Source organism: Corynebacterium aurimucosum (genome assembly GCF_030408555.1).
Lineage (GTDB): Bacteria > Actinomycetota > Actinomycetes > Mycobacteriales > Mycobacteriaceae > Corynebacterium > Corynebacterium aurimucosum.
In genome coordinates this window covers 1,626,157-1,650,631 of sequence record NZ_CP047048.1, presented here as the reverse complement: position 1 = coordinate 1,650,631, position 24,475 = coordinate 1,626,157, and the positions used below count along the sequence as shown (strand labels likewise).

The 24,475-nt window shown below is 58.9% G+C and carries 21 protein-coding genes; 8 read left to right on the top strand and 13 right to left on the bottom strand.

The window, feature by feature from the left end:
* The first annotated feature begins 183 nt into the window (after positions 1-183).
* Complete coding sequence (gene nrdR / locus CAURIM_RS07770; protein WP_010190258.1) at positions 184-642, top strand: transcriptional regulator NrdR; 459 nt, start codon at positions 184-186, stop codon at positions 640-642.
* Here nrdR and hrpA read toward each other — a convergent pair.
* A complete protein-coding gene (hrpA, locus tag CAURIM_RS07765; RefSeq protein WP_201828018.1) occupies positions 639-4,514 on the bottom strand; it encodes an ATP-dependent RNA helicase HrpA in 3,876 nt (1,291 codons plus the stop codon). The two genes, nrdR and hrpA, sit on opposite strands and share 4 nt — an antisense overlap.
* Positions 4,515-4,622: 108 nt before the next feature.
* On the opposite strand from hrpA, the gene CAURIM_RS07760 reads away from it, so the two are divergent.
* On the top strand, positions 4,623-5,690 hold the full coding sequence (locus CAURIM_RS07760) for a hypothetical protein (RefSeq protein ID WP_201828021.1): 1,068 nt from the start codon (positions 4,623-4,625) through the stop codon (positions 5,688-5,690).
* A 106-nt stretch (positions 5,691-5,796) separates the two neighbouring features.
* Here CAURIM_RS07760 and CAURIM_RS07755 read toward each other — a convergent pair whose 3' ends face one another.
* The gene (locus CAURIM_RS07755) at positions 5,797-6,756 is read right to left on the bottom strand and encodes a hydrogen peroxide-inducible genes activator (RefSeq protein ID WP_070446749.1); all 960 of its coding nucleotides are present in this window, start codon (positions 6,754-6,756) and stop codon (positions 5,797-5,799) included.
* A gap of 173 nt (positions 6,757-6,929) precedes the next feature.
* On the opposite strand from CAURIM_RS07755, the gene CAURIM_RS07750 reads away from it, so the two are divergent.
* Together CAURIM_RS07750 and ahpD are read left to right on the top strand one after the other, a co-directional pair.
* Positions 6,930-7,523, top strand: coding sequence for a peroxiredoxin (locus CAURIM_RS07750; protein WP_010190254.1), 594 nt, complete (start codon positions 6,930-6,932; stop codon positions 7,521-7,523).
* Positions 7,524-7,567: 44 nt separating this feature from the next.
* On the top strand, positions 7,568-8,101 hold the full coding sequence (gene ahpD, locus CAURIM_RS07745) for an alkylhydroperoxidase, AhpD family (protein ID WP_201828024.1): 534 nt from the start codon (positions 7,568-7,570) through the stop codon (positions 8,099-8,101).
* A 128-nt stretch (positions 8,102-8,229) separates the two neighbouring features.
* Here the strand turns inward: ahpD and CAURIM_RS07740 are convergent, their stop codons facing one another.
* The 5 genes from CAURIM_RS07740 to CAURIM_RS07720 all read right to left on the bottom strand — a co-directional run bounded on the left by CAURIM_RS07740 (position 8,230) and on the right by CAURIM_RS07720 (position 14,390).
* Positions 8,230-8,940 (bottom strand): VIT1/CCC1 transporter family protein, encoded by a 711-nt coding sequence (locus tag CAURIM_RS07740; RefSeq protein WP_201828027.1) that lies wholly within the window; start codon positions 8,938-8,940, stop codon positions 8,230-8,232.
* A gap of 142 nt (positions 8,941-9,082) precedes the next feature.
* A complete protein-coding gene (locus CAURIM_RS07735) occupies positions 9,083-9,460 on the bottom strand; it encodes a hypothetical protein (RefSeq protein ID WP_070527229.1) in 378 nt (125 codons plus the stop codon).
* Between the two features lie 28 nt (positions 9,461-9,488).
* Positions 9,489-10,514, bottom strand: a complete 1,026-nt coding sequence (locus CAURIM_RS07730) for a PTS sugar transporter subunit IIC (protein WP_408909960.1) — start codon at positions 10,512-10,514, stop codon at positions 9,489-9,491.
* Positions 10,515-10,694: 180 nt separating this feature from the next.
* Positions 10,695-13,268: a DEAD/DEAH box helicase gene (locus CAURIM_RS07725; RefSeq protein WP_201828032.1), complete on the bottom strand. Its 2,574-nt coding sequence runs from the start codon at positions 13,266-13,268 to the stop codon at positions 10,695-10,697.
* A gap of 102 nt (positions 13,269-13,370) precedes the next feature.
* Positions 13,371-14,390: a PAC2 family protein gene (locus CAURIM_RS07720; protein WP_201828034.1), complete on the bottom strand. Its 1,020-nt coding sequence runs from the start codon at positions 14,388-14,390 to the stop codon at positions 13,371-13,373.
* Between the two features lie 352 nt (positions 14,391-14,742).
* Between CAURIM_RS07720 and CAURIM_RS07715 the strand changes: the two genes are divergently transcribed.
* Positions 14,743-15,891 (top strand): DUF4192 domain-containing protein, encoded by a 1,149-nt coding sequence (locus tag CAURIM_RS07715; RefSeq protein ID WP_070719165.1) that lies wholly within the window; start codon positions 14,743-14,745, stop codon positions 15,889-15,891.
* On the opposite strand, the gene galE is transcribed toward CAURIM_RS07715, so the two are convergent.
* The 6 genes from galE to CAURIM_RS07685 form a co-directional block, all read right to left on the bottom strand.
* On the bottom strand, positions 15,848-16,831 hold the full coding sequence (gene galE, locus CAURIM_RS07710) for a UDP-glucose 4-epimerase GalE (protein WP_070446757.1): 984 nt from the start codon (positions 16,829-16,831) through the stop codon (positions 15,848-15,850). The two genes, CAURIM_RS07715 and galE, sit on opposite strands and share 44 nt — an antisense overlap.
* 4 nt (positions 16,832-16,835) lie before the next feature.
* Positions 16,836-17,516 carry a metal-dependent transcriptional regulator gene (locus CAURIM_RS07705; RefSeq protein WP_070446758.1) on the bottom strand — a complete coding sequence of 227 codons (681 nt, stop codon included), beginning with the start codon at positions 17,514-17,516 and terminating at the stop codon, positions 16,836-16,838.
* Between the two features lie 287 nt (positions 17,517-17,803).
* Positions 17,804-18,799 (bottom strand): sigma-70 family RNA polymerase sigma factor, encoded by a 996-nt coding sequence (locus CAURIM_RS07700; RefSeq protein ID WP_046648202.1) that lies wholly within the window; start codon positions 18,797-18,799, stop codon positions 17,804-17,806.
* 139 nt (positions 18,800-18,938) lie between these two features.
* The gene (gene dtd, locus CAURIM_RS07695) at positions 18,939-19,415 is read right to left on the bottom strand and encodes a D-aminoacyl-tRNA deacylase (RefSeq protein WP_070719169.1); all 477 of its coding nucleotides are present in this window, start codon (positions 19,413-19,415) and stop codon (positions 18,939-18,941) included.
* Between the two features lie 99 nt (positions 19,416-19,514).
* The gene (locus CAURIM_RS07690) at positions 19,515-21,056 is read right to left on the bottom strand and encodes a DUF7782 domain-containing protein (protein WP_201829549.1); all 1,542 of its coding nucleotides are present in this window, start codon (positions 21,054-21,056) and stop codon (positions 19,515-19,517) included.
* 79 nt (positions 21,057-21,135) lie between these two features.
* A complete protein-coding gene (locus CAURIM_RS07685) occupies positions 21,136-21,618 on the bottom strand; it encodes a DUF3099 domain-containing protein (protein WP_141740731.1) in 483 nt (160 codons plus the stop codon).
* A gap of 48 nt (positions 21,619-21,666) precedes the next feature.
* On the opposite strand from CAURIM_RS07685, the gene CAURIM_RS07680 reads away from it, so the two are divergent.
* The 3 genes from CAURIM_RS07680 (at position 21,667) to CAURIM_RS07670 (ending at position 24,473) form a co-directional block, all read left to right on the top strand.
* The gene (locus CAURIM_RS07680; protein WP_012715089.1) at positions 21,667-21,918 is read left to right on the top strand and encodes a DUF3039 domain-containing protein; all 252 of its coding nucleotides are present in this window, start codon (positions 21,667-21,669) and stop codon (positions 21,916-21,918) included.
* A gap of 102 nt (positions 21,919-22,020) precedes the next feature.
* The gene (locus tag CAURIM_RS07675) at positions 22,021-23,811 is read left to right on the top strand and encodes a DEAD/DEAH box helicase (protein WP_070446762.1); all 1,791 of its coding nucleotides are present in this window, start codon (positions 22,021-22,023) and stop codon (positions 23,809-23,811) included.
* 215 nt (positions 23,812-24,026) lie between these two features.
* Positions 24,027-24,473 (top strand): DUF2871 domain-containing protein, encoded by a 447-nt coding sequence (locus tag CAURIM_RS07670; protein ID WP_201828036.1) that lies wholly within the window; start codon positions 24,027-24,029, stop codon positions 24,471-24,473.
* The last annotated feature ends 2 nt before the right edge of the window (positions 24,474-24,475 follow it).

Genomic DNA, 24,475 nt, shown 5'->3' with positions numbered 1-24,475 from the left:
ACTATGTTTTGGGCGCGGTCTTTGGCGCTGCAGTCTTTATTGGAACAGTGTGGGGTGGCCTCAGCATCGATAGTGAGGTTCCTAGTAACAATGGTGCTTCAGCTACCGCGGAGGCAGCTTCGCGCTAGAATTCCTTGGGCCGGGGAAGCAAGGCGCATCGGCGGAGAGGAAGGTTACGGCACTATGTATTGCCCGTTCTGTCACAATGAACAGTCACGAGTCATCGATTCGCGCGTGATTGATAGTGGAACCTCAATCCGGCGGCGTCGCGAATGCGCCGCATGTAAAGGCCGTTTTACCACGATCGAGAAGGCGGTCCTGTCGGTAGTCAAGCGCAATGGCTTGGCGGAGCCCTTCAGCCGCGACAAGCTGATTCGCGGCGTCAAACGCGCGTGCCAAGGGCGCGATGTAAGTGATGATGCTCTGAAGAAGCTTGCACAAGAAGTCGAGGAGACCGTGCGCAGTCATGGGTCCTCCCAAGTCAATGCCAACGACATCGGCCTTGCCATCTTGGAGCCTCTCCGCGATCTCGATGAGGTCGCCTACCTGCGCTTCGCCTCCGTATACAAGTCTTTCGAAAGCGCAGACGACTTCGAATCGGAAATCCGCCTGATGCGTCGGCGTGACCGCGATAGCTTCTAGCGCAATTTATCCGCGGCCTTTTGGATTCTCCGAACAGACACCGCATGAGCGGTTCCTAGGCGTTGCGCGAAGAGCGATACGCGCAACTCCTCGATCATCCACAAGATCTCCTTAACTTCACGCGTCTTCTCGCGGCCTGCAGGCAAGGAGCGCAAACGATTATTCAGGTAGGCCTTGGCCTCGTCGACATCTGCCTGGCGGTCAGCGTCGCGATCTGGATCCAGGTTCATATCATCAAGCCTGATACGTGCAGCCTGGATATAGCGCGGTAGGTGGCGCAAGTGCTGGATTCCATGCACGGTGATGGCGTGCGGTGGCAATAGGAAGTCGAGCTGAGCGCGAATATCATCGATTGCCGGCCCCTCCCAGTGCTTCAGCTCTGCGTTGAGGTTGGAGTACTCTGCCAACCCTGGGGCAATGGCCACCACCGCCTGACGCACACGCCCCGGGACCTCAGGCTTTACGGCGTTCAGCAAGGCGGTAAACTCCTCAGGAGTTCTTACGGGCCCGCCCTTCTCCATCATGATGTCGCGCACTGCGGCTACTCGTGCATCGTTGACCAACCCTTCGGCTCCGCCGTGTGGGTAGGAGTCGACAGCTACCCGCTGCTGTAGCGGTAAGCCCTTGACCATCTGTTGTGCACTCACGGAGATTTCCCGAAGCAACAAGGTGAGGGTGGCGGTGATCATGGAGGCGTCGGCAGCCGCTTTTGTCGGGTGCACCTTGAGAGCGACGCCTTCCTTCGTTGCTACGAGTGCTGGATAGGCGGTGACCTCGTGCCCATCAACGACAGTGGTTACCTCTTCATCGATAGCGCCCAGAGTGTCCTTTGACCATTCCTTGACGGCGGTGGATTCAGCTGCCCGGCCAACACGCGAGACGGAGGACGAGATATGCCCGGCTTGGCGTTGCACGAGCGCCTTCAAGTCCCGATCGGAATCGATGACCTTTCCTCGTTTGTCCACTGCCGCGTAGTTCATGCGCAGGTGCGGAGGGAGCTGGTCGGGGCGGAAATCCCCTGCGTTGATGCCTTGGCCGCCCATTACTTGCAGAACAGCAGCGAGTTGCTCAGTGAGTGCGCCTTCATAGGGCACAAGCTTGGGCAGCGCTCGTTCAGCGAATTCGGGTGCTGGAACCACAGTGCGCCGAAGAGCCTTCGGGAGTGAGCGAATCAGCTCCGTTACCAGCTCTAGCCGCAGGCCGGGTACGAGCCAGTCGAAGCCCTCGGAGTCCAATCCCGCAAGGAGGGGGACAGGGACCATGAGCGTGACACCATCGAGGGGGTCACCGGGTTCAAATTTATAAGAGAGGTCGTAGTCGATGCTTCCCTTCAGCCAACGGTCGGGGAAAGCCTCCTCAGTAACAGCGTGGTCCTCTTCGAGGAGTGCTTCCGGGTCGAAGTCCAAAGAGTGCTTGTTCTTCTGTTTCTTCCACCAAGAATCGAAGTGACGGGCAGTGGTGACAGACTCGGGGATCCGCTGGTCATAGAAGTCGAAGAGCGTGTCTTCATCCACCACGAGGCCGCGCCGACGGGCCTTCTCCTCATACTCGGAGGCCTCGGCAAGCTTGCGCTTGTTGTCGTGGAAGAAGTGATGGTGGGTGGTCCATTCGCCGTCGACAAGCGCATTGCGAATGAACATATCGCGTGCCGCCGCAGGATCGACGCGGTGGTAGGGCACCGACCGGTCTGCGACCACGGTGACGCCGTACAACGTCGAGCGTTGGGTAACGACTGCTGAGCCACGCTTCCGTGACCATGTTGGATCGGAATAGTTGTGTTTCAACAGATCCTTCGCCAGTTTTTCCACCCAGGCCGCGTCGATGGCGGCAACATCGCGTGCCCACAGTCGCGAGGTTTCCACCAGCTCGGCTGCCATGAGGAACTCCGGTGGCTTCTTTGCGAGCGCTGATCCCGGGAAAACAAGGAAGCGGGTATTGCGTGCGCCAATGAACTCCTTGGAGTTACCGTCACGTGCGCCGATGTTGGACAGCAGGCCAGAGAGCAACGACATGTGGATGTCATCGGGGCGCCGTTCGGTGCCCTCTTGAGCGTTCCATCCGAGCTGCTTGGTGACGTCCCGCAGCTGCCGCACCAGGTCGAACCACTCGCGGATGCGCATATAGTGCAGGAAATCGGCCTTCATCCGTTTGCGGAAAGCATTGCCGCTCATCTCCTCGCGCGCTTCTTGGACAAAGTCCCACAGGTTGAGCATTGCCATAAAGTCTGAAGACTTGTCTTTAAAACGAGCATGGGCTTGGTCAGCCTGCGCTTGCTTGTCGGTAGGCCGCTCGCGCACATCCTGGATTGTCATCGCGGCGACAATGACCATGACGTCGTGGAGGCATCCGGAGGTGTTGGCTTCAACGAGCATGCGGGCCATGCGCGGATCCACGGGAATGCGGGCAAGATTGCGTCCAATTCGGGTTAGTACCGGCAGCCCATCTTTTTCTTTGCCCTCGAGTGCGCCCAGTTCGTGGAGGAGGAGCAGACCATCGCGCACGGCCTTCGGTTCGGGGGATTGAACGAAGGGGAAGTCGGCGATATCACCGAGGCGCAACGAGATCATTTGCAGGATGACGCTGGCCAGGTTGGTGCGCAGGATTTCGGGGTCGGTGAATTCTGGCCGGGAGAGGAAGTCCTGTTCACTGTAGAGGCGGATGGCAATGCCATCGGCAACGCGACCACATCGGCCTGAGCGCTGGTTAGCGCTTGCTTGGGAGATCGGCTCAATGGGCAGTCTTTGCACCTTGGTGCGAGTGGAATAGCGCGAGATGCGCGCGGTGCCCGTGTCGACGACATAGCGAATGCCAGGCACCGTCAATGAGGTCTCAGCGATGTTGGTAGAGAGCACGATTCGGCGGCCGCGGTGCGAGCGGAAGACGCGATGTTGTTCCTGGTTGGACAGTCGTCCGAAGAGCGGAGTGACCTCCACGTTGCGCCAATGGCGCCCTTCGATGGCTTCCATGGCGTCGCGGATATCGCGCTCGCCCGGGAAGAAGCACAGAATGTCTCCTTCGCCTTCGGCCATGAGTTCTTCGATGGCTTCGCAGAGGGCGTCCAAGGGATCGAGGTCGATGGTCTTGCCACCTGATTCGACCTCGAGCGGGCGGTAGCGGATCTCCACGGGGTAGGTACGCCCCGATACCTCGATGATCGGCGCTGGTTCACCGTGAGCGTCAGCGAAGTGCTTGGCGAAGCGTTCCGGATCAATGGTGGCGGAGGTGATGATCACCTTTAGGTCGGGGCGCTTGGGCAGCAGCCTTTTGAGGTACCCGAGAAGGAAGTCAATGTTGAGCGAACGCTCGTGTGCCTCATCGATGATGATCGTGTCATAGGCGTTGAGGAAGCGGTCACGCTGCATTTCTGCCAGCAAGATGCCGTCCGTCATGAGTTTTACAGCGGTGGTGGAGGAGACTCGGTCATCGAAGCGGATGGCATAGCCGACTGAGTCCCCGATGGATTGGTCAAGCTCTTCTGCAATGCGCTCAGCAACCGTGCGCGCTGCCAAACGTCGTGGCTGAGTATGCCCAATGAGCCCTCGACGCCCGCGGCCGAGCTCCAAACAGATTTTGGGAATCTGGGTGGTCTTTCCCGAACCAGTCTCACCGGCGATGATGACTACCTGATTATTCTCGATAGCTTCAGCTATATCATCGCGGCGCCCAGTGACGGGAAGCTGTTCGGGGTAGGTAATGGGTGGTACATGCGCATCGATGGTGCGCACCTTGTCTTGGGCGGCTGCGATATCAGCTCCAATGGCATCCAGGGCCTTGGGGGAGCGGGCCTTGCGCAGGCGACGGCGGAAAGCGCGCTCATCACTCAAGGAAACCGAAGTGAGAGCGCCGTAAAGGTCTTCGCGAGTAGCAGTCATAATCGACCTAAAAGTCTACTCGGAAGGCTATTCGCTCACAGGTCGAGGTGGAGATATTGGTACCCTCGTGTTTATTGCGTGAACACTAATCAATGAAGGGTATGAATTATGACTAATCCTTTTGAATCGAATCCGGAGGATAACGGCTCCAACCGGGGCTTTGGCAGCAACCCGGCTCATAACTCCGGCGACTCCTCCGGAAACAACGGCGGACTTCCCAAATACGAGCCTACTTCTCACCCAGAAGATCAGGCTGGCTTCGGCCAGTCCAGCAGCTACGGCAATTATGGCGGCGGCGCCTACGGCTCCCAGTCCTATGGTGGGTACGAGGCTGGCCAGCCAGGCTACGCTGGTGCGGGCTATGGAAGCGACTCCAGCTACGAAGGCCCAGGCCCAGGCGCCGGCCCGGCCTACACCGGTCCGGTCAGCGCTATCGAAGCTATCAAGTGGGGTTTCAAAGCCGCGCTCAGTAACGCACTTTTGTGGGTGCTGGGCGCCGTCGTCGTGTTTGCTATTCAGTTTGTTCCACAAATTGGAATCAGCGTTGGTGCGCAGAACGCCGATGGGGCGGAGACCTCCATTATGTTGGACCTCTTCTCCTTCGCGGTGTCCATCCTGTCCTTTGTCATTGCTCTGGTTGTTTATCGTTTGGCCTACCGTGAAATCGACAAGCCGAGCCCCACATGGGGCACCCTGTTCCAGGGTGTTCGCTGGGTACCGCCGCTCGTGGTGAACATCGTCTTGGGCATTCTTGGTGCGATTGTCTTGGTGATTGTCATCGTCGGCCTGCTTATGGTGGGCCTCGGTGGTGTGGCAGGTGTGGACCTCCAGAACCCAGAGCAGCTCAGTGAAAATGATATTTTTGCATTCGTTGGCTCTATCTTCGGCGGAGTCATCATCGTCATGCTGATTGCGCTGTTCATTCAGCCCTTCTTCACTCTCATGCCGTGGTTGGCAGCCGATAGCTCCTCCGTTGGTGAGGCTTTCTCCCAGGGTCTGAAGCTGGGCAAGGAAAACTACGGTCACATCTTGCTGTTCATTGTCCTGTCCGGTCTGATGGCTTTCGCCTCCCTCATCACCCTGGGCTTGGCACTGATCATCATCGCGCCGGCACTGCAGCTGGCAACCGCACACCTGTGCCGCCAGTGCCAGGGTCGCTATGCTCCTGCAGCCTAAGGCTTAAGCTGTCGAATCGATATGCAACGCCGCCCCTGACTTCATGAGGTGAGTTAGGGGCGGCGTTGTCGTCTTCTTTAGCTCTGATGCTGGAGCTGGGGAACAGTTAGGAGGCCGTGAAAAGTGTCCGGGAACGCTCCGCGGCGTCGTGGAAGGCAGCGGTGACCAAGGTCCCGAAAGCGCTGAACTCATCGGCACGGGCAGCGGAAGAGCGGAAGACAAGCCCCACGTGCCGCTCCGCCGTGACAGAAGGGGCAAAGTGTGCGACGGAGAGCCGCGGATTCTGGCATTCCGTTGCCAGGGCGGACTCGGGGACGAGAGTGGCGCCGAGGTTTCCCATGACCAGCTGCAAGATAGTAGTCAGCGATGAGGCTCGAGTGACGGCATTGGTGGCTTCGGAGGGATTGACCTTCGCGCGGCGGCACAGGTCGAGGACTTGGTCGCGGAGACAGTGGCCGTCGTCAAGCAGGAGCAGATCAAGGTGCCCTAGATCCTCGAGCGTGAGATCCTTTCGACCCGCAAGTGGGTGCTCTGCTGGGGTAACTGCGGTGAAGGCCTCGCTGTAGAGAGGAATCTCCACCATTCCGGGGGCTTCGGTGGGCAGGGCAACAATGGCCAGGTCCAGGTTGCCCTCGCGCAGCTTGTCTAGCAGGTGCTGGGTCTGTTCCTCGACGAAGCGGGGTTCTAAATCGGGATAGGTCTCGCTGATGGACTGCAGTATCCCCGGCAAAATATAGGGCGCGATGGTGGGGATGATGCCGATAGTGAGGGGGCCGTTAAGCGTGCCGCTAGCGCCGCGCGCTTGGCTGAGGAAAGCATCGGAAGCTTCGAGTGCTGCCTTGGCATAAGGCAGTAGCGCTTCACCTGTGGACGTCACGATGACCTTGCGGGTCGAGCGTTCGATCAGCTGTACTCCCAAACCTTGCTCGAGTGCGACGAGGGCCTGGGAGAGCGAAGGTTGGGAGATATCGAGTTTGGCGGCTGCGGTTCCAAAGTGCTTGTTTTCCGCAATCGTGACGAAGGTGCGCAACTGGGCGAGGGTTGGGCGATACTCCTTATTGTTCATGCCTATAACTCTAACATCTCTAATTCGTGGAGCCTATTGACGTGCCAAGCCTTCCGTGGCATACTTAACAAGCGAGCGACTGCGTACCAGCTAAAAGGCAAAGTGGTGTGCGGTCGTAGAGATTTGCATCACTTTTGTGCATTGTTGTGACTATTGAAGGAGATGAGTCTTCTATGCCTATCTTGACCGTTGGTGAGAAGTTCCCGGAGTTCGAGCTGACCGCGCTGAAGGGTGGCGACCTCCACGACGTCAACGCTAACCAGCCGGAGGACTACTTCGAGCAGGTATCTCTGGACAAGTACCAGGGAATGTGGAAGGTCGTGTTCTTCTACCCGAAGGACTTCACCTTCGTCTGCCCGACTGAAATTGCGGCTTTCGGCAAGCTGAACGAGGAATTCCTGGACCGCGATACCCAGGTTCTTGGCGGCTCCACCGATAACGAGTTCGCGCACTTCAATTGGCGTGCAACCCACCCGGAGCTGAAGGAAGTTCCGTTCCCGATGTTCTCTGATATTCGCCACGACCTGATCCGTGCCCTCGGTGTGGAAAACGCCGACGGTGTTGCTGACCGCGCTACCTTCATCATCGACCCGGACGGTGTTATCCAGTTCGTGTCCGTGACTCCGGATGCTGTCGGCCGCAACGTAGATGAGGTTCTGCGCGTGCTGGACGCCCTGCAGTCTGAAGAGGTCTGTGCCTGCAACTGGGAGGCTAATGACCCGACCAAGAACATCGACAAGCTCGAGGTTGTTAAGTCCGCTCTATAAACCAGCACTAAGCACAACCGCCCAACCTTAAAGGAGTTAGATCAGTGTCCATCGAAAATCTGAAGTCCGCGCTTCCGGCATATGCCAAGGATCAGAAGCTCAACATTGGTTCCCTTACGCGTAGCACCGAGCTGAATGAGGAGCAGCTGTGGGGCAGCTTGGTTGCTGCCGCCGCTGCGACCCGCAATGACCTGGTGCTGTCTGAGATTCTTGAGGAAGCCTGCGAGCACCTCAGCGAGGAGGCAATTGACGCAGCTCTCGGCTCCGCCACGGTGATGGCTATGAACAACGTGGCCTACCGCGCGAAGAGCTGGTTGGGTGATGATTTTGCCCAGGTCAAGTTTGGTCTGCGCATGAATATCATTGCTAAGCCTGGCGTAGACAAGGCTACGTTCGAGCTGTGGAGCACTGTCGTCTCCGCCATCAACGGCTGCGAGCACTGCCTGTCCGCACACGCTAATACTCTCCTCGAGGAAGGCGTGACCAAGGAGCAGATTTGGGAAGGCATCAAGGTCGCTGGTGTGGTTGAGGCCGTTGCACAAGCGCTCCAGGCCGAAGCTGTACGCTCCGCTGAGTAAATGACTCAGTGCGCTTTCCCAAGCGCAGTTAAGCAGTCCCACTCACCGCTCGCACTGCGGTGAGTGGGATTTTGTGCATTGTCGGCTTGGGCCCGGACCTGGGGCAGAGGAAAGTGTCCTAGCATGGGCTAGCCGATGACCCCGCCGAAGGCTACGCCGATGCCATAGGTGATGGCTAAGCCGAGCGCACCACCGATAACCAGGCGGAAGACGGAGCGCGCGGCATCCGTGTCAGCGAGGCGTGCCGAAACGTAGCCCGTGATTGCCAGGGCGATCAGGGTAACAATGGCGACTGTTGCTGCAGCCATGCTCATGGGGGCGAGGAAGATTGATAACAGGGGGAGTGCGGCGCCGGCAAGGAAGGATACGGCCGACCAAAACGCGGCGTGCCAAGGATTTGTCAGGTCTTCGCCATCAATGCCCATCTCCAGTCGAAGGTGTGCCTCGAGAAGTCTATCTTCGGCAGCGATCTCGCGGGCGGCAGTATCCGCGGTTTCGGTATGCATGCCGTAGCTGGCGAGCATGGAAACGAGCTCGGCATGCTCTTGCTCGGGGAGATCTGCCAGCTCGCGGGTCTCCTTTTCTATCATCATGCGCTCGGAGTCGCGTTGTGCCGAAACAGAGACATATTCTCCGAGTGCCATGGAGGCAGCGCCCGACACCGTTGCGGCTAGGCCGGCGGTGAGGATGGCGCTTGCCGACGCCCCAGAACCAACGACGCCAAGTAGAAGTGCCGCGACGGAGACGATGCCGTCGTTAGCCCCAAGTACACCTGCGCGAAGAGAGTTCAGACGAGCGTTGTGTGAGGCTCCGTGGGGTTCGCTGATATGTTGTGGCATTGCCAGCTCCTTGGATACCAGAATATGCGTGGCTCTCTAGTGCTTTCGCAGTTGTCTAGAGAACTTCTTATGTTCCAGTATCGCCGCTGGTCAGGGCCTTGTAAAGCGTGTGTAGGCTTAGCTGAATGCAGAGAGTGAAGGCTTAGATTATAGTGCCGGTCCATTCACCGCATGCCGCACCGTCCACGGAAAGAGCCATGGTAAACACTTCTTCCGAGAGGTTGAAATGAGCGGTGGGGAGGGTAACAGTCAACTCTTCCGGGGTGTACTCGTAGGGGTAATCAACCCGACGGTGGGCGTCCCTGGTGTCCTCGCCGAAGGAAGAGATTTCCATCGACGTGAGCTGCTCTTGTTCGAAGTGAGCGGTGAGCTCCAGATCGAGGGTGTGCAGGGTGAACACGACGTCACGGTGGTGGGGCATTCCTCCAAGGAGCCAATGCACGGTGACGGCGTCTTCGTGCGTCTCAAAATGAACGCCTGCGAGGCGGATGCCGGTGGGCGGGGTGTTCTGTTCGTTCATAGCGGTCCCCACTGTACTCCCCGGATACCTACTTAAAGTCGAGAGAAAAGTACTCAGCCCTAGTCAGGTGCAGAACCTTTTCAAAGAGCCAGCAAAAGAGCAGCGCAAGGGCGAGGGGAAGGATGACATAAACGAAGGTAATAATCATCACGTTGCTGGCGCTCCAACCCCAGCCTTCGTAATTGAGGGCTGCCAGTGGGCCCATGAGGCCGGAGATGCCAAAGCCAGCAGAGATAGGGGTGCCGGAGATTCCTAAAGCGCCACCGACGCCGCCCAGCACGGCAGCGGAGCATATCACGGGCAGGAAGGTGACTGGCTTGGATAGCATGTTGGCCATTTGCACCTTCGGGGAACCCAAAACATGCAGGATAGAGGTGGCGAAGCCGTTGACGCGCCAGCCGGCAACGAGGAGTGTGAACCCAGCGGCGACGGCGCCCAGGTTCGCGGTACCGGAGGCGATGCCGTCAATGAAGATGGCAGTGGCAATGCCGACTGTGGAGACTGGAGAGACAATCATGATGGCGAAAAGGACGGCGAGGACAACACCCATGAGAACCGGCTGCAAGGTAGTTGCCCCATTGACCAAGTTGCCCAGCCAAAGAGTGAAGACCTTGACGATGGGGAAGGTGACAGCCCAACCGATGGTGCCCGCCACCAGCGTCACGATGGTGGATAGCAACAAAATAGAGTAATTTTTCAGCCTGTCGCCGATAAAGAGCAATAATCCCACTGCTATGGCTGCGGTAAGGCCTGAGTTGATAACAAGACCGGTGCCTTTGAGGAAGAAACCGCCTTCGGGATTAACAGTGGTCACGCCTGAGCCGCAGAAGGAAGCAATGCCGACCGCAGCAGTCTGGATGGGGGTCATCTTGAATTCGATGCCCACGAGGACACCAATCATTACCGGCAAGAGGCTTGCGGCTAAGCCCGTCAGTGCAATGACGGTGGCTGCGCCGGACCACAAGGGGAGTAGCGCCTTGGCTAATTCCCCGAGCAGTGCTTGTGGGACGAGCGACACAACGACGGCGATGGAGATGCCGTTGAGGACCTTCATGGTGAAGGAGCCGAGGGTGAGGCGCTCGGCCGCAGGCGCTGCGCTGGCGTGAGGGATAGGGGAAAGCTTGCGTTCGTCTATCTGCTGTGGCGTACTCATTCCCCAATCATACGCATAATATGCGGTGTGTGGAAAATATTAATTCAGAAAGGGGGTATTAATAGTCCCTGCTTATGCGCCCTAGTACTCCACACACAACTCGGATAGCCGTACCTCCCCGGCTTCATCGGAGGCATCGAGATCTACGGTGCCAACGAGCTGATAGGAATTATCACCCTCTGGGTCCTTAAGGATCTGACGCACGGTCCACGACCGCGAGCCGCCACCGCCACGAGCGCCCGAGCCTGCGTCGCCCTTGTCCAGGAGGAAGTATTCCTGGCCCCTAGCCGCTGGCCCAGTGTCAATGTCATCGTAGTCATCGAAGTAGTCATCGAGGGCACGGCTAAAGTCAGGAATCTCCTCCAAGTAGTCCAATAGGTCTGCCAAGCGCTCTTCCTTCTCCAACGCAAAGAGTTGGGCAAGGCGGAAGAAGTAGTTGCGCACCATGATGCTGAAAGCCCGCTGATTCGCGGTCAAGGCGGTGGGATCCTCGACTCCGAAGGCCAACTCGCGGTCCAAATCTTCCTGGGAAATGGGAGAGTCCTCGCCAGCCATCTCAGCCCACTCGTCGACAAGCGAAGAATCGACTTGGCGGATAAGCTCCCCGAGCCAGACGATAATGTCCTCGAGTTCCTCTGTGAGGAACTCCGCAGGGATAGACTGCTTGAGCGTGCGCCAGGCATCGGTCAGGTAGCGCAAAATGACGCCTTCCGAGCGGGCCAGACCGTAGGTGGCGACGAGATCGGAAAAAGTCATGGCGCTCTCCAGCATGTCGCGCACTACAGACTTAGGCCGCAGCTCGAACTCCTTCGCCCATGGGTTGGTCTGGCAGAAGGTCTCATAGGACTGTTCGAGGAGCTCTTCCAGAGGCTTTGGCCACGTGATGTCTTCCACGATGGCCATGCGCTCGGTATAGTCCACGCCCTCGGCCTTGAGCGCCGCGATTTCCTCACCGCGCCGCTGCTTCTGTTGGGCAATGAGTACCTGGCGAGGATCATCCAGCACCGATTCAAAGACAGAGATGACGTCGAGTGCATAAGTATCCGATTCTGGATCTAATAAGGTGAGCGCTGCCAGCGCGAAGGGTCCTAAAGGCTGGTTGAGGGCGAAATCGCGCGGCATCTCTCGCACGACGTGGTAGGGACGGCCGTAGATATCGAGCCCCTTCGTAGACTTTTGCACTACGCCCGAATTGAGAAGTCCCCGGAACAGACTCAATGCCGTCAGGATGTCCTCGTTCTGGCGGGCACGCGTGTTGTGGCTGGTGCGCAGCAGGTGCTTGAGATGCTCGTAGCCGTTGCCGTGCCGGGCGAGCACGTTGAGCAACATGGAATTGGACACTCGGAATTGGGACGTTAGTTGCTCCGGTTCGGCGTCGATAAGCCGTGCGTAAGTCTGTTCCGACCACGACACTTCACCGTCGCGCGCAGACTTCTTTTTCAGTTTCTTGAGCCTTGCTGGGTCATCGCCCACACGGCGCCGCGCCTTGGCGTTCTCAATCTCATACTCCGGCGCCTGCACGACGACGGTGCCTTCCGTGTCATAACCGGCGCGGCCAGCGCGGCCGGCAATCTGGTGAAACTCGCGAGACTTCAGAATACGCTGGCGGGTTCCATCATATTTGGCAAGGCCGGTCATCAGGACCGTGCGAATGGGGACGTTGATGCCGACGCCCAAAGTATCGGTGCCGCAAATAATCTTGAGAAGGCCCTTCTGGGCCAGGCGCTCAACCAAGCGCCGATATTTCGGCAACATACCAGCGTGGTGCACACCGATTCCCTTACGCAGAAGCTTAGAGAGGTCTTTGCCAAACGTCGTGGTGAAGCGGAAGCCCGCGAGCTCAGCTGCAATGGCCTCCTTCTCCTCCGGGGTGATGATCTTCGACAGGGAAGTCAACGCCTGCGCGCGCTCTGAGGCCTCGCGCTGGGAGAAGTGGACGACATAGACAGGGGCCTTGCCATCGGCGAGCAATTCTTCGATGGTTTCGTGGACCGCGGAAAAGACATAAGAGAAGTCGAGGGGCACTGGGCGAGTTGTTCCCGCTACCAGAGTCGTCGTACGGCCGGTACGCTCCGTCAAATCCTTCTCCAGCCAGGCGGTATCGCCCAAGGTGGCGGACATGAGCAAGAATTGGGCCTTCGGTAGCTCCAACAGCGGAACCTGCCAGGCCCAGCCGCGATCAGGCTCGGAGTAGTAATGGAACTCATCCATGATTACCTGGTCAATGGCGGCTTCCGCGCCATCACGCAGCGCAATATTGGCCACAATCTCAGCCGTCGCGGCGATGATGGGAGCGGAGCCGTTGACCGTGGCATCACCGGTCATCATGCCGACGTTCTCGGGGCCGAAAATCTCGCAGAGCGCGAAGAATTTTTCGCTCACCAAGGCCTTGATGGGTGCGGTGTAGAAGCTGCGCTGGCCGCGCGCCAAAGCAATGAAGTGGGCGGCGTTGGCCACCATGGATTTGCCGGAACCAGTGGGAGTTGCCAGGATGACGTTATCCCCGGCAAGAATGCCGAGGGAGGCCTCTTCCTGCGCTGGGTAAAGCGAAATACCACGGCCAGAAGTCCAGGACAAAAATGTGTCCCAGATGGCCTCATCAACCATCGACTCGGGGACTTCGGCGAGATCGGGCAACATCTGAGAAAGGTTCACCCGTCCCACCTTAGGCGAAAAGCACCGCGGACTAGGCCTCCACCCCGGAGTCCCAGATGGCTGTCCTCGGTGCCTGTGTTCGTGCGGTAGATCTAACTGCGATTAGACGTCATCGTCCATATCCGAGCCGGGTCCTTGCTCCCGCCCGTAGTTGTCTTCGCGGTCATCGATATCTTCGGAGAGGATATCCGGATTGTCGTCGAGGCCCGCCAGGAAAGCTTCAAAGTCTGCTCCGATCTCCTCACCAGTAGGCATGTGCTCTTCGCCAGGCATGATGGCCTGCGGGTGGCGGGAGCGGTAGCGCTCCATGTAGGCGTCGTACTGCTCCTCCAGCTGGTGGACCACGCCTGCAATTTCCTCAGAGTTGGTAACCTGCTCCTCCAACTGCTGGTTAACGCGAGTCACGTCTGCCTCCAAGCTGCCCAGTGGGATGTTGAGGCCAGCTGCGGTTGCCACCGAATCCAAAAGACGCAGCGTGGCCGACGGGTACGGGGAGGCGGCCAAGTAGTGCGGAACATGGGCGGTGTACCCGGCAACGCGGCGGCCCTTCTTGTCCAAGGCTCGCTCGATATACAGGGCGGCGGCGCCGGGGACCATCATGGTGGATTCCATGCGCACCATTGAGTTAAGGAGCTCCGGCGAATTGCCATGCGCTGTTACCACAGTGGGGCGGGTGTGCGGCACCGGCATGGGGGCCGAGTAGAGCATGATGGTGTTCTTGATATCGAATTTCTCCACCAAGTTCACTACCGCATCAGTAAAGGCCTCCCACCGCAAGTCCGGTTCAGGGCCCGAAAGAAGCAAGAATGGAGTGCCAGAGTTATCCCGCAGCACCTTGATACCCAAGTCAGTGTTCTCAATCTCCACCGTGCGCTCATGATCGATGGTGACGGCGGGGCGGCGCGAGCGGTAATCAATGAGCTCGTCATTGTTAAACGAGGCCAGCTGGCGGTTTTCCAAAGCGGCCTTGAGGTGATCGGCACTGGCTTCGACGGCTTGTCCGGCGTCGGCATAACCATTCATAGCAACGATCATCGTGGGGCCGTTGTCTGGAGTCGAATCATCCTTGATCACTGGAGCGGGATACTCCAGCTCATACATGCGGCGCTGTTCTTCCTGCATGGTAGTGACTCCTCCTTCTCATCGTGCGCTTCTTAACGAGCGTACGGACTTCATCAGCGTTCTGTGTCATGCAACGCTTAAGGCTTGCTGCCTATTCCCAGCTGAAATGGTGCTCCAAGGAGAACACAAACCCGGGAGGCTGCGTATGTGGGACTGCCTGCGGGAACTGGTGTTGATCGTACAAGCATGCCATATAGTCATTACTTCTTCCAGGCTTGCCTTTGCCAAGGTGTGGATAACCCAGTGGATTTCCATGGATTGAGTGGCAGTCCGGACTTGTTATCCACAGATATGCCGTGCGCGCCGGGGTATCCCTAGCGGTGGCTACCGTTGGTGGTTCAGGCTACAGGGTATGAACACTTTTTCAACGCACACAGACCGTACACCACCAATAACAACTCCAGGTCATCTTCTCGCTAACATCCCCGGCCTCTTAGGCTTCTATCCCACCGAATCAGTGGTGTTCATGGCCATCGACACCACTCCACGCGGCCCAGCCATGGGGCCGCTCGCTCGCGTCGACATCACGGATGCCCAAGGAGCGATCACAGACATCGCACTGCTACTAGCGGAGCATGCCCGCGAAGGTGTCTTTGCCTTCCTCATCTCGAAGCAGCCTCTCACCGAACTGCGGGAAGTGTCCCACTGGCTTTATAGCCTGGACCGTGCTGAGGATGGGGTGGAGATCGACGCCGCGTGGTATGCCCAGGAAATCACCCAGAATGCGCCTTATATATTGCTGCATGGAACCGTCAACGCGGACGGTAGCGGGCCGATGAAGAAGTGGGTTGAGGGGACTATACCGGCGCTAACCGACGCCCCCTCGATGCGCTCTTGCGTCGACCACAATGTGGTACCTGAGCTAAACCGGGAGGATTTCTTTTCCGTCTTTGCGCCGGGGAATAGCTACCTCGACGCTGAAGAAGCTAAAGTCTTAGCGCAGCAAGCTCGCGATTCGGCGACGCGATATCGCGAGCAGGTGGCCGTTGCGCACGGAAAGAAGCGCAGAGACCTGCTGGATCACTTTCTTGAGGATGCCCAGTGGGCGCTTGACCAAGTGGCATCGGTGGAAGAAGCAGAACAGGACAGCAAGCTACTGGAAACCTGCGCAGTGTGGCTCGCGACGACGTGGACGCGCGACCTCGTAGTAGATATCTGCGCGCAGGCAGGCGAATCCGGGGCGGACCTTCTCCTCGCAGCGGCCCGCACATTCAGCGGGGAGCTGCGGGCGAATGCGCTGACCCTTTTCGCATTAGCGCAGTTGGAGCAGGAGTGGGATATCCTTGCCGGACCAGCATTGCAGCTCGTCACGGAGGAGTTTCCCAGCCACCGCCTCGGGGCGCTGCTGTGCCAAGCGTACCGCCATGGCCTGCATGAAAAGGTACGTGATTCGATTCATACAGGGGCGCTCAAGGCTTATGACACCGCCCTAGGGGAGGAGCCTAAAGAAAAGACGCTTAGCGCCGAGCGGAGTGAGCCCGCTCGCCGAGCTGCCGGGTGAAATTCCAAGCATCCGTGACGATGGTCTTCAAGTCGGTGCGGCCTGGGTTCCATCCGAGCTCGGATTTAATCTTGTCTGAGGACGCCACGAGCGTCGCGGGGTCACCAGCGCGGCGCGGCGCAAGCTCTGCTGGGATGGGGTGTCCAGTGACTTCGCGGCAGGCCTCAATAACCTGCTTGACCGAGTAGCCGTCCCCGGAGCCCAGGTTGTAGATGCGGTGGGTGCCAGCGGCATTGCTCTCCAGCGCTAAGACATGGGCTTCGGCCAAGTCACGAATGTGGATGTAATCGCGCACTGCGGTGCCATCGGTGGTGTCGTAGTCATCGCCGAAGATGAAAATCTTTTCGCGATGTCCCAGCGCTACCTGCAGGACAAGGGGAATGAGGTGGGTTTCCACCTCGCGGTTCTCTCCGATATCGCCGTAGGCGCCGGCGACGTTGAAGTAGCGCAGGGAAGTCGCCCCCAAGCCATAGGCCTGGGCATAAGAAGTAATCATGTAGTCGATGGCAAGCTTCGATGCGCCATAAGGGTTCGTCGGCTGGGTGGGCATCGTCTCCGTGATCGGCACTTGCGCCGGCTCACCGTAGGTGGCAGCGGTTGAGGAAAAGACGAGGTTGGTGACCTCGAATTCACGCATAGCGTTGAGCAGCTTTAGAGTTGTGACCACGTTGTGCTGCCAATAGTCAGCCGGGGCCTCCACAGATTCGCCCACGAGGGAGCGGGCCGCGAAGTGCAAGACTCCTTCGAAACCGCCCTCAGATAACACCTCACGAGCGACATCGGCCACGTCGCCTTCGACAAGGCGCGCCTTCTCCGGGATGGCCTCGCGGTTGCCGGTAGAGAAATTGTCGATGATGGTGACATCGTGGCCTTTTTCAACGAGGACGGCAGCGCATACGCTGCCGACATAGCCGGCGCCGCCGGTAACTAACAGCTTCATCGGTTTAGTCCTCCTTGACGCGGATAGCGTGAGCAAGGTCGTCGACAAGCTCGACAGTGTGTCCTGATTTCGTTGTCAGCCTAATCGTCCCGCTCTCATTGACTACGGTGACGTGCGAGCCAACCTGGATTCCGCAGGCATACAGGTCGTGGAAGGTGGAATTATCAGCTTGCAAGACCTCATTGATTTGCACGATAGTGGCCTCGGTTTCTTGCCCCGTGGGAAGGTCGATGGCGCGCGTGCCCAAGTCGAGCTCTACCGGAGACATGCCCAGCTGTGCCAAACCGGGGATTGGGTTGCCGAATGGTGAGCGGGAGGAATCCTCCAGCACCGCGACGACTCGCTTTTCTACTTCTTCGCTCATGACGTGTTCCCACCGGCAGGCCTCGTCGTGGACCTTGTGGATATCAAGGCCAAGGACATCCGTGAGCAACCGCTCAGCCAAGCGGTGTTTGCGCATGACGTTGGTAGCTAATTCGCGGCCCTGCTGAGTGAGATCAAGGCTGCGGTCGGTGCGCACGTGAAGAAGTCCATCGCGCTCCATCCGGGCCACGGTCTGGGAGACGGTCGGTCCGGACTGCTCTAAACGCTCTGCAATTCGAGCACGCAGTGGGGTAATACCTTCCTCTTCGAGCTCGTAGATGGTTCGCAGATACATTTCCGTGGTGTCAACTAGGTCCCTCACGTGGGCTTACCTTTCTGCGTTGTCGGCGGTCCGTAGCCACATAGGTTTAGGCGCGGTAATAAAAGTGTATTAAGAGAATACCTTAAACAATAGCGCATTTTTCGAAAGCTGAGAGCGCGCAGCACTGTGCGTTCGACAGGGAGGAGAGGGGCGGGAATTAAAAACCGTGAGGACCACCGCGAGGAAAGAAAAAGCCACCGAGCAACGTCCTCTGCGGCCCAGCAGCACAAGTCAACTGGGCAGCAAAGGCATTCCTCAATGGCTAAGGCTGGGAAGTCAGCTAAGGCTTAGAGCGCGTACTCGCGGAGGCGGTCCGCACGGTTGCCCTCGCGCAACTTGGCCATCACCTCACGCTCGATTTGGCGAACGCGTTCACGAGAGAGGCCGAACTTGCGGCCAATCTGGTCGAGGGTGCGCGGGACACCATCGTCCAAGCCATAGCGTAGGCGGATGACATCCTGTTCGCGTTCCTCGAGGGAACCAATCACGGAGCGGATATCGGAGTGGCGCATGGAGGCCACCACAGCGGTCTCGGCATCCGTTGCCTCGGCATCCTCAATGAAGTCACCCAACGGGGCTTCCTCATCGGTACCGACCGGCATGTCCAAGGAAACAGGATCGCGGGACTGGCGCAGCAGCATCTCGATCTTGGACTCTTCGATTCCGGATTCCTCCGCGAGCTCCTCATTCGTGGCCTCGCGGCCCAAGGACTGGTACATCTCGCGTTTAATGCGGGAAAGCTTATTTACCTGCTCAACTAGGTGCACGGGGAGGCGGATAGTGCGGGACTGGTCAGCCATGCCGCGGGTAATGGCCTGGCGGATCCACCACGTTGCATACGTGGAGAACTTGAAGCCCTTGGCATAATCAAACTTCTCCATCGCACGAATCAGGCCCAAGTTACCTTCCTGGATGAGGTCCAGCAGCGGCATGCCGCGGCCGGTATAACGCTTAGCCAGGGAGACTACGAGACGCAGATTGGCCTCCAAGAGGTGGGAGCGAGCCTTCTTGCCTTCGCGGGCCAAAATCTTCAGGTCGCGCTTCTCAGCGCGGGTCAACTTTTCGGCATTAGCGAGCTTGTATTCGGCGTACAGGCCTACCTCGATGGCCTGTGCGAGCTCAACCTCGTCCTCAGCACTCAGCAGCGCAGTTTTGCCGATTCCGTTGAGATAAACGCGGACCAAGTCCGCAGAGGGATTGTCATTTGTTTGGTTACGGCGTGAGCCGCGGTCAACTTCCTGTCCGTCCTCGTCCTGGACGCTAGCAGCGGATGATGTGGCCATCTCATGCCTCCTAAGTTGCGGCTTGGTTCATCTCCTACAACGAGCTTTCGGCGCAGTTAGTTCCCGTGGCCCGAAAAATGTTCTAACACCCCGCGGGAAGAGTGAGGTTTTAGGCCATTTTGGGGGAGGTGCACCGCACCTAGACCTCCACGAGCACGGTGAACGGCCCTTCGTTGACCGAGGAGACGCGCATCATCGCTCCGAACTGGCCTTCCTCCACGGTGATTCCGCGTTCGCGCAGGCGCGCAACTACACCCTGGATCACCGGCTCCGCGGCCTCGCCTGGGGCTGCATCTGACCACGAAGGTCGGCGGCCTTTCGCGGTTCGTCCGTAGAGGGTGAACTGGCTTACCACCAGAACTGGCGCACCACTATCGACCACGCTGGTCTCACCCTCGAGGATGCGCAGCTCAGCGATCTTGCGCGCCATCGTGTCCATCCTCTCCTCTAAAGTCGGGCCGTCGCTAGCGGTGGCGTCACCACCTGCCTCGACGTCCTCCCGCGACACACCAATGAGTGCTAGGACTCCGCCGGTGTCGGGGCAGGTAATGGACCCAACGACGTCGTTGTCAACGGTGACAGAGGCTTCAGAAACACGGGTTAAAACAGCACGCATGGCAGGGAAGTACACAACCTTTCTGTAGAGGAGTTCTTTCTCGGATGAGAAGTACGCGGGGATTGAAGGAGTAAAGAGGCTCTTAGTGGGGGCGCGAGGCTACTCAGTGTGGCTAAAAGCTAGCAGCTCAGTCGGGATGAGAAGCCCGTGGCGGATAAGATCCACGATGGCCGGAAGTGCTGCGCTGACCAACTCGGCTTCTTCAAAACCCTGCGCGGCGGCGTAGAGCTCGATGGTTTCACCGATGCTCAAACCATTCGGGTTAAACCCGGCGACAATGGCCGCGAGATGCTCATCGACATCGTGCTGCCAGCGGGGGCCATCGGTACGGCTGAGCCGCAGTGCCGCGCGCTCAAAGCCCATGCCCAGGTCCCCATCGGGCAGCGCAACGTCCTCACGGGCCACCCCGGGGCGCAGCTGTACATGCTTAGTTTCTAATTCACCCGGCACCAGGTTGCGCAGCCATTCGACGCGCGCGAAGTATTCTTCCACTTCCGGGCCGAGCGGATCGATAACTGGCTGCGCCATGGTCTCCGCCAAGATATCCGAGGGCTCGTCCTCACCGATGCGCTGGATGGCCACGAAACCAAACCCGATTCCGGTGACCTCGTTTTCACGGAAGTGCTCCAGCCACCGGCGAGACCGCTCTTGGCCTTCAGGGCTGCGAACATCCACGGATTCATCGCTCAACCAGGTTGAGACATATAACGCTGGGTCCGCCACATCGCGCTGAATGATCCATGCGGCGACGCCGGTATCCGGTAGCCACGAGGCGACGCGCTGCTGCCACGATTCTTCGCCTTGATGCACCCAGGCTGCGAGTACGTGCGCTGTGCCCCCAGGGTTGAGATGCTCGACTGCCTGGGAGACCACCAGCTCACTTGCTCCATCCAGGTTGAGGCCGGAGTCTCGATAGACATGCCCCACTTCGGGTAAGCCAACCACGAATGGAGGATTAGCCACGATGCGGTCGAAGCGCTCATTCTCAACGGGTTCGTACCAGGAGCCGTGGCGTAGCTCAACGCGGTCTTCCGCCTCCGCCGCGAGGACGGTGGCGCGGGCGAGTTCAAGGGCTCGCTCATGGACGTCGGTAGCCACAATGCGTTGCGCAGAATCCAGCTGCCCAAGGACCTGGACGCCTGAACCCGTGCCTAAATCTAGTACTGATTCCACTGGTGTCGTTGGCGTTGAATGCAACAAGGACAGGCTGGCCGAGCCCACTCCCAACACATGCTCGGGGCCGGGGACGTGATGCACCAGAGATGCATCAACATCGGAGAACACGACACGATTCTTGCCCACGATGATGTGCGGTCGAATGTCATAAGCCACGTAGGCGGTGCCGTGTTCGTCGCTGAGCACGACACCGCAATCAATGAGTTGGGCGGCTAGGCGTGCTCCGAGGACGTCGGAAAGCAGCGTGGCTGGTACGTGTTCATGCAGCAAGAAGATACGGATGAGATGGTCCAGACGGGAATCACCGCTTGCTCCTAGCGCAACTGCGGCGGGCTCGCCGCGATGCAGGGCTTCGGTGTACTCGGGTCCCAAATGGCCTGCGATGCCATCCGCACTAAACCCTGCCTCCGCAAACACTCGGGAAAGTTCTGCCGCAACGTCCGCGATGGGGTGTTCCGGGTTCATCGCTGGGCCAAAAGGAGAAGGCTGCTGGGTGCTCACAAGAGAATCCTTAAATGCATCGGGGAGGGAATACAGTGATGTTCTAATCTTCGTGGTCAATAGTGTCAGCTGCAGTACTGTTTGTGTCTGCTCCTGACGAGGGTTTGTGCCGCCCAGGCGTGCTGGGCAGTTCACCATGGGAACCGCTGGTGAGTTCTTCACGTTGTGCTTGCGCCATTTGCCGGGCAAGGGCTGGTTTATAAACAGCTTTTTCGCGCTTGTCTTTCTTTTGACCCCGGCCATTGCCAATGACCACAGCGATCCAGGGGAGGGGGAAGGTGACGGCCACGACAAGGGCGGCGGGGATCCACCACTGCCAGACATAAACCATGGCCCCGGCAATCAGGAGGGATGGAACGCGCAGAAACTGCAGTATGGAGTAGATGATCTCGCGGCGATGCCGGTCCTGACCGGGGGCGAGTTTTGCCGTGGTGATGAGGTGCGTTTCGCGCCCGAATCGGCGTCCGCGCCGCTGCCCCGATCGTGGGGTATGGCGGGCGTTATCGCGCGAGTTCGAAGGGGTCATGCCTATCAGCGTAGCTGGAGGACTCGCCAACTTCGATACTGATGCGGCATGATAGTGGGCGTGAGTACGACGACTAAGACTATTGAGCGCCCTGATGTCCGCGAGGATACGTCGACCAACGACGACACCCCGAAGTTCTTCCACTACGTGAAGAAGAACCAGATCCTCGACTCCGCGGTCAACGGCAAGTACGTCGTTGCCCTGTGCGGAGAGACCTTCCCGGTAACCAAGCAAGCCAAACCTGGTTCGCCCGTGTGCCCTGACTGCGAGCGCGTCTATAAGAGCTTGCGCCGCCGTTAAGCTGCGCATCGACGTTCATCCTGCGTCGATGCCAAGCATTAGGGATAGAGAACTTCACAGAAGCGGGATGTTGGGATAACTAGAGGGGGATAGTCGCTGACCGTGTCTACACAGACTCCAGCACAGAGATTTGCCAATAACGGTTCGCTGCGCGTGTGGCAACGCGCTGCTTTGGATAAGTTCCTAGCCACCAAGCCGAAGGATTTCATGGCGGTGGCAACGCCAGGTGCAGGTAAGACCACCTTCGCCCTGCGGGTGGCCACAGAGCTTATGGCGGACCGCACCGTTGAGCGCGTCATCGTGGTGGTGCCCACCGAGCACCTCAAAGTGCAGTGGTCGGAATCCGCCTCCCGCGTTGGCTTAGCGCTCGACCCCAAGTTCACAAACTCCTCGGGAGTCAACCCCGCGATGGACGGTGTCGTGGTGACTTATGCGCAGGTGGGCATGCACCCATACAAACACCGCGCGGTGGCCTCAGCCCGGCGCACCCTGGTGATCCTCGATGAGATCCACCACGCCGGTGATGCCAAGAGCTGGGGCGATGGCGTGCGGGAAGCCTATGATGATGCGGAGCACCGCCTCGCGCTGACCGGTACCCCCTTTCGCTCCGATGACTCGCAAATTCCCTTCGTGCGCTACGAGGAGGATGGGGAAGGTCACCTCGTATCCCGCTCTGATCACACGTATGGCTATGGCGATGCGCTTGCCGACGGTGTCGTGCGCCCCGTCGTCTTCCTCAGCTACTCCGGCGAATCCCGCTGGCGTGATAGCGCCGGTGAGGAACATGCGGCCCGGCTCGGCGATATTCTCAATCCGGAGCAGACCGCCCGGGCATGGCGCACGGCCCTCGACCCGAAAGGCGAGTGGATCCCCACCGTCCTGCAGGCGGCGCACACACGGCTGATGCAGATGCGCCGCAACATGCCGGATGCCGGCGGTCTCGTGCTCGCTACCGACACGACAACCGCGCGCGCCTACGCCAAGATCCTCAAGCAGATTTCCAATACCCCCGTCTCCGTCATCCTCTCCGATGACCCAGGCTCCTCGGCGCGTATTGCAGAGTTCTCTGAATCCACCGACGAGTGGATGGTGGCCGTGCGCATGGTGTCGGAGGGCGTCGACGTTCCCCGCCTCGCCGTGGGTGTGTATGCCACCTCTGCGTCGACACCGCTCTTCTTCGCGCAGGCCATCGGGCGCTTCGTGCGCTCCCGCATGCCAGGGGAGACCGCCTCCGTCTTTCTTCCTTCCGTGCCGGTGCTCTTGGGGCTTGCCGAGAACATGGAGAAGCAGCGCGACCACGTCCTGGGAGGGGAGAAAAACCCCGACAAGGATGGCTGGGACGATGAGCTGCTCGAGGACGCCAATAAGAAGAAGTCCGAACCGGACATGCTCGAGCCTTCCTATGAATCCTTAGGCGCGGAAGCAGAATTTTCAGGACTGCTTTACAACGGCTCGCAGTTCACCACGGGCAATATCACCGATGAAGAAGAGGATTTCCTCGGCATCCCCGGGCTTCTCGACGCCGACCAGGTCAAGGACCTTTTGCGCAAGAAGCAGTCCGATGAGCTGGACCGCCGCGAGGCAGAAGAGAAGGCGCGCCGGGCTGCGGAAGCAGCGGAGGAACAGCGCCGCAAGCTCTACGGCACCCCGCACGCGCCCAAGCGTGGGGCGGAGGCATCGGCAAGCAGCACCGGTTCCCAGTCAGGTGTGGTGGATGAGATTTCCGCGTTACGCAAGGAGCTCAACACAGTAGTGTCCATCACCGCTCAACGCACCGGCCGCCCACACGGCGCTATTCACACTGAAGCCCGCAAGGCTTGCGGCGGCCCTCCCACCGCGTTGTGCGACGCCGAGCAGCTCCAAGAGCGCATCGATTATCTGCGCAAGTGGTAGTTGGCGCCGCTGAGTCGGCGTGGATTCGGGGAAGAAGAGAGCTGCGGGCTGAGGGCTAGGTGCGCGATCAACTAGTTGGTTGATGTCAAAGTCAGCCGACCACTCGATGACTGTGCTGGCTGCGCCAAGCAGGATGGATACCAGAAGGCTTTGGCCGTGATAGATAACACCCTCGGTGCAGCAGCCACAACACCGTGGCTAGGAAGGAACAAGTAATGAAGTCCCTGTATAGAGCAGCTATTTTCTACCTCGTTATGGGGTTGGCAGCAGGACTATTCTACCGTGAGTTCACACGCGCAAATGATTTCCCGGAGGGCCAGTTCACCCAGTTGGGCGTGGCCCATACCCACCTCTTGGCGCTGGGATTCATGATGTTTTTGATCTTCCTCGTCGTGGACAAGGTATTCGGCGTCTCGCGGAATAAGAAGCTGTTTAACTCCTTCTTCTGGTTCTACAACATTGGTGTCGTGCTTACCGTTGGAATGCTCATCTGGCACGGCAGCCTGACCGTGTTGGGCGAGGAATCCACCGCCATGATCGTCGGGATTGCCGGTATTGGCCACATCCTCATCACGATTGGCCTCGTTCTCTTCGTTGTCGCACTTGGCCGCGCATTGAAGGAGCCGGCTAACTCTTCCACCCCGGCACCCGTGAGCGCCTAGTC

Excerpts from the sequence above, each read along its gene's own strand:
- nrdR (WP_010190258.1), top strand. The coding sequence starts at position 184 with ATGTATTGCCCGTTCTGTCACAATGAACAGTCACGAGTCATCGATTCG.
- hrpA (WP_201828018.1), bottom strand. The coding sequence starts at position 4,514 with ATGACTGCTACTCGCGAAGACCTTTACGGCGCTCTCACTTCGGTTTCC.
- CAURIM_RS07760 (WP_201828021.1), top strand. The coding sequence starts at position 4,623 with ATGACTAATCCTTTTGAATCGAATCCGGAGGATAACGGCTCCAACCGG.
- CAURIM_RS07755 (WP_070446749.1), bottom strand. The coding sequence starts at position 6,756 with ATGAACAATAAGGAGTATCGCCCAACCCTCGCCCAGTTGCGCACCTTC.
- CAURIM_RS07750 (WP_010190254.1), top strand. The coding sequence starts at position 6,930 with ATGCCTATCTTGACCGTTGGTGAGAAGTTCCCGGAGTTCGAGCTGACC.
- CAURIM_RS07740 (WP_201828027.1), bottom strand. The coding sequence starts at position 8,940 with ATGCCACAACATATCAGCGAACCCCACGGAGCCTCACACAACGCTCGT.
- CAURIM_RS07735 (WP_070527229.1), bottom strand. The coding sequence starts at position 9,460 with ATGAACGAACAGAACACCCCGCCCACCGGCATCCGCCTCGCAGGCGTT.
- CAURIM_RS07730 (WP_408909960.1), bottom strand. The coding sequence starts at position 10,514 with ATGAAGGTCCTCAACGGCATCTCCATCGCCGTCGTTGTGTCGCTCGTC.
- CAURIM_RS07720 (WP_201828034.1), bottom strand. The coding sequence starts at position 14,390 with ATGCAGGAAGAACAGCGCCGCATGTATGAGCTGGAGTATCCCGCTCCA.
- CAURIM_RS07715 (WP_070719165.1), top strand. The coding sequence starts at position 14,743 with ATGAACACTTTTTCAACGCACACAGACCGTACACCACCAATAACAACT.
- galE (WP_070446757.1), bottom strand. The coding sequence starts at position 16,831 with ATGAAGCTGTTAGTTACCGGCGGCGCCGGCTATGTCGGCAGCGTATGC.
- CAURIM_RS07700 (WP_046648202.1), bottom strand. The coding sequence starts at position 18,799 with ATGGCCACATCATCCGCTGCTAGCGTCCAGGACGAGGACGGACAGGAA.
- dtd (WP_070719169.1), bottom strand. The coding sequence starts at position 19,415 with ATGCGTGCTGTTTTAACCCGTGTTTCTGAAGCCTCTGTCACCGTTGAC.
- CAURIM_RS07690 (WP_201829549.1), bottom strand. The coding sequence starts at position 21,056 with ATGAACCCGGAACACCCCATCGCGGACGTTGCGGCAGAACTTTCCCGA.
- CAURIM_RS07685 (WP_141740731.1), bottom strand. The coding sequence starts at position 21,618 with ATGACCCCTTCGAACTCGCGCGATAACGCCCGCCATACCCCACGATCG.
- CAURIM_RS07680 (WP_012715089.1), top strand. The coding sequence starts at position 21,667 with ATGATAGTGGGCGTGAGTACGACGACTAAGACTATTGAGCGCCCTGAT.
- CAURIM_RS07670 (WP_201828036.1), top strand. The coding sequence starts at position 24,027 with ATGAAGTCCCTGTATAGAGCAGCTATTTTCTACCTCGTTATGGGGTTG.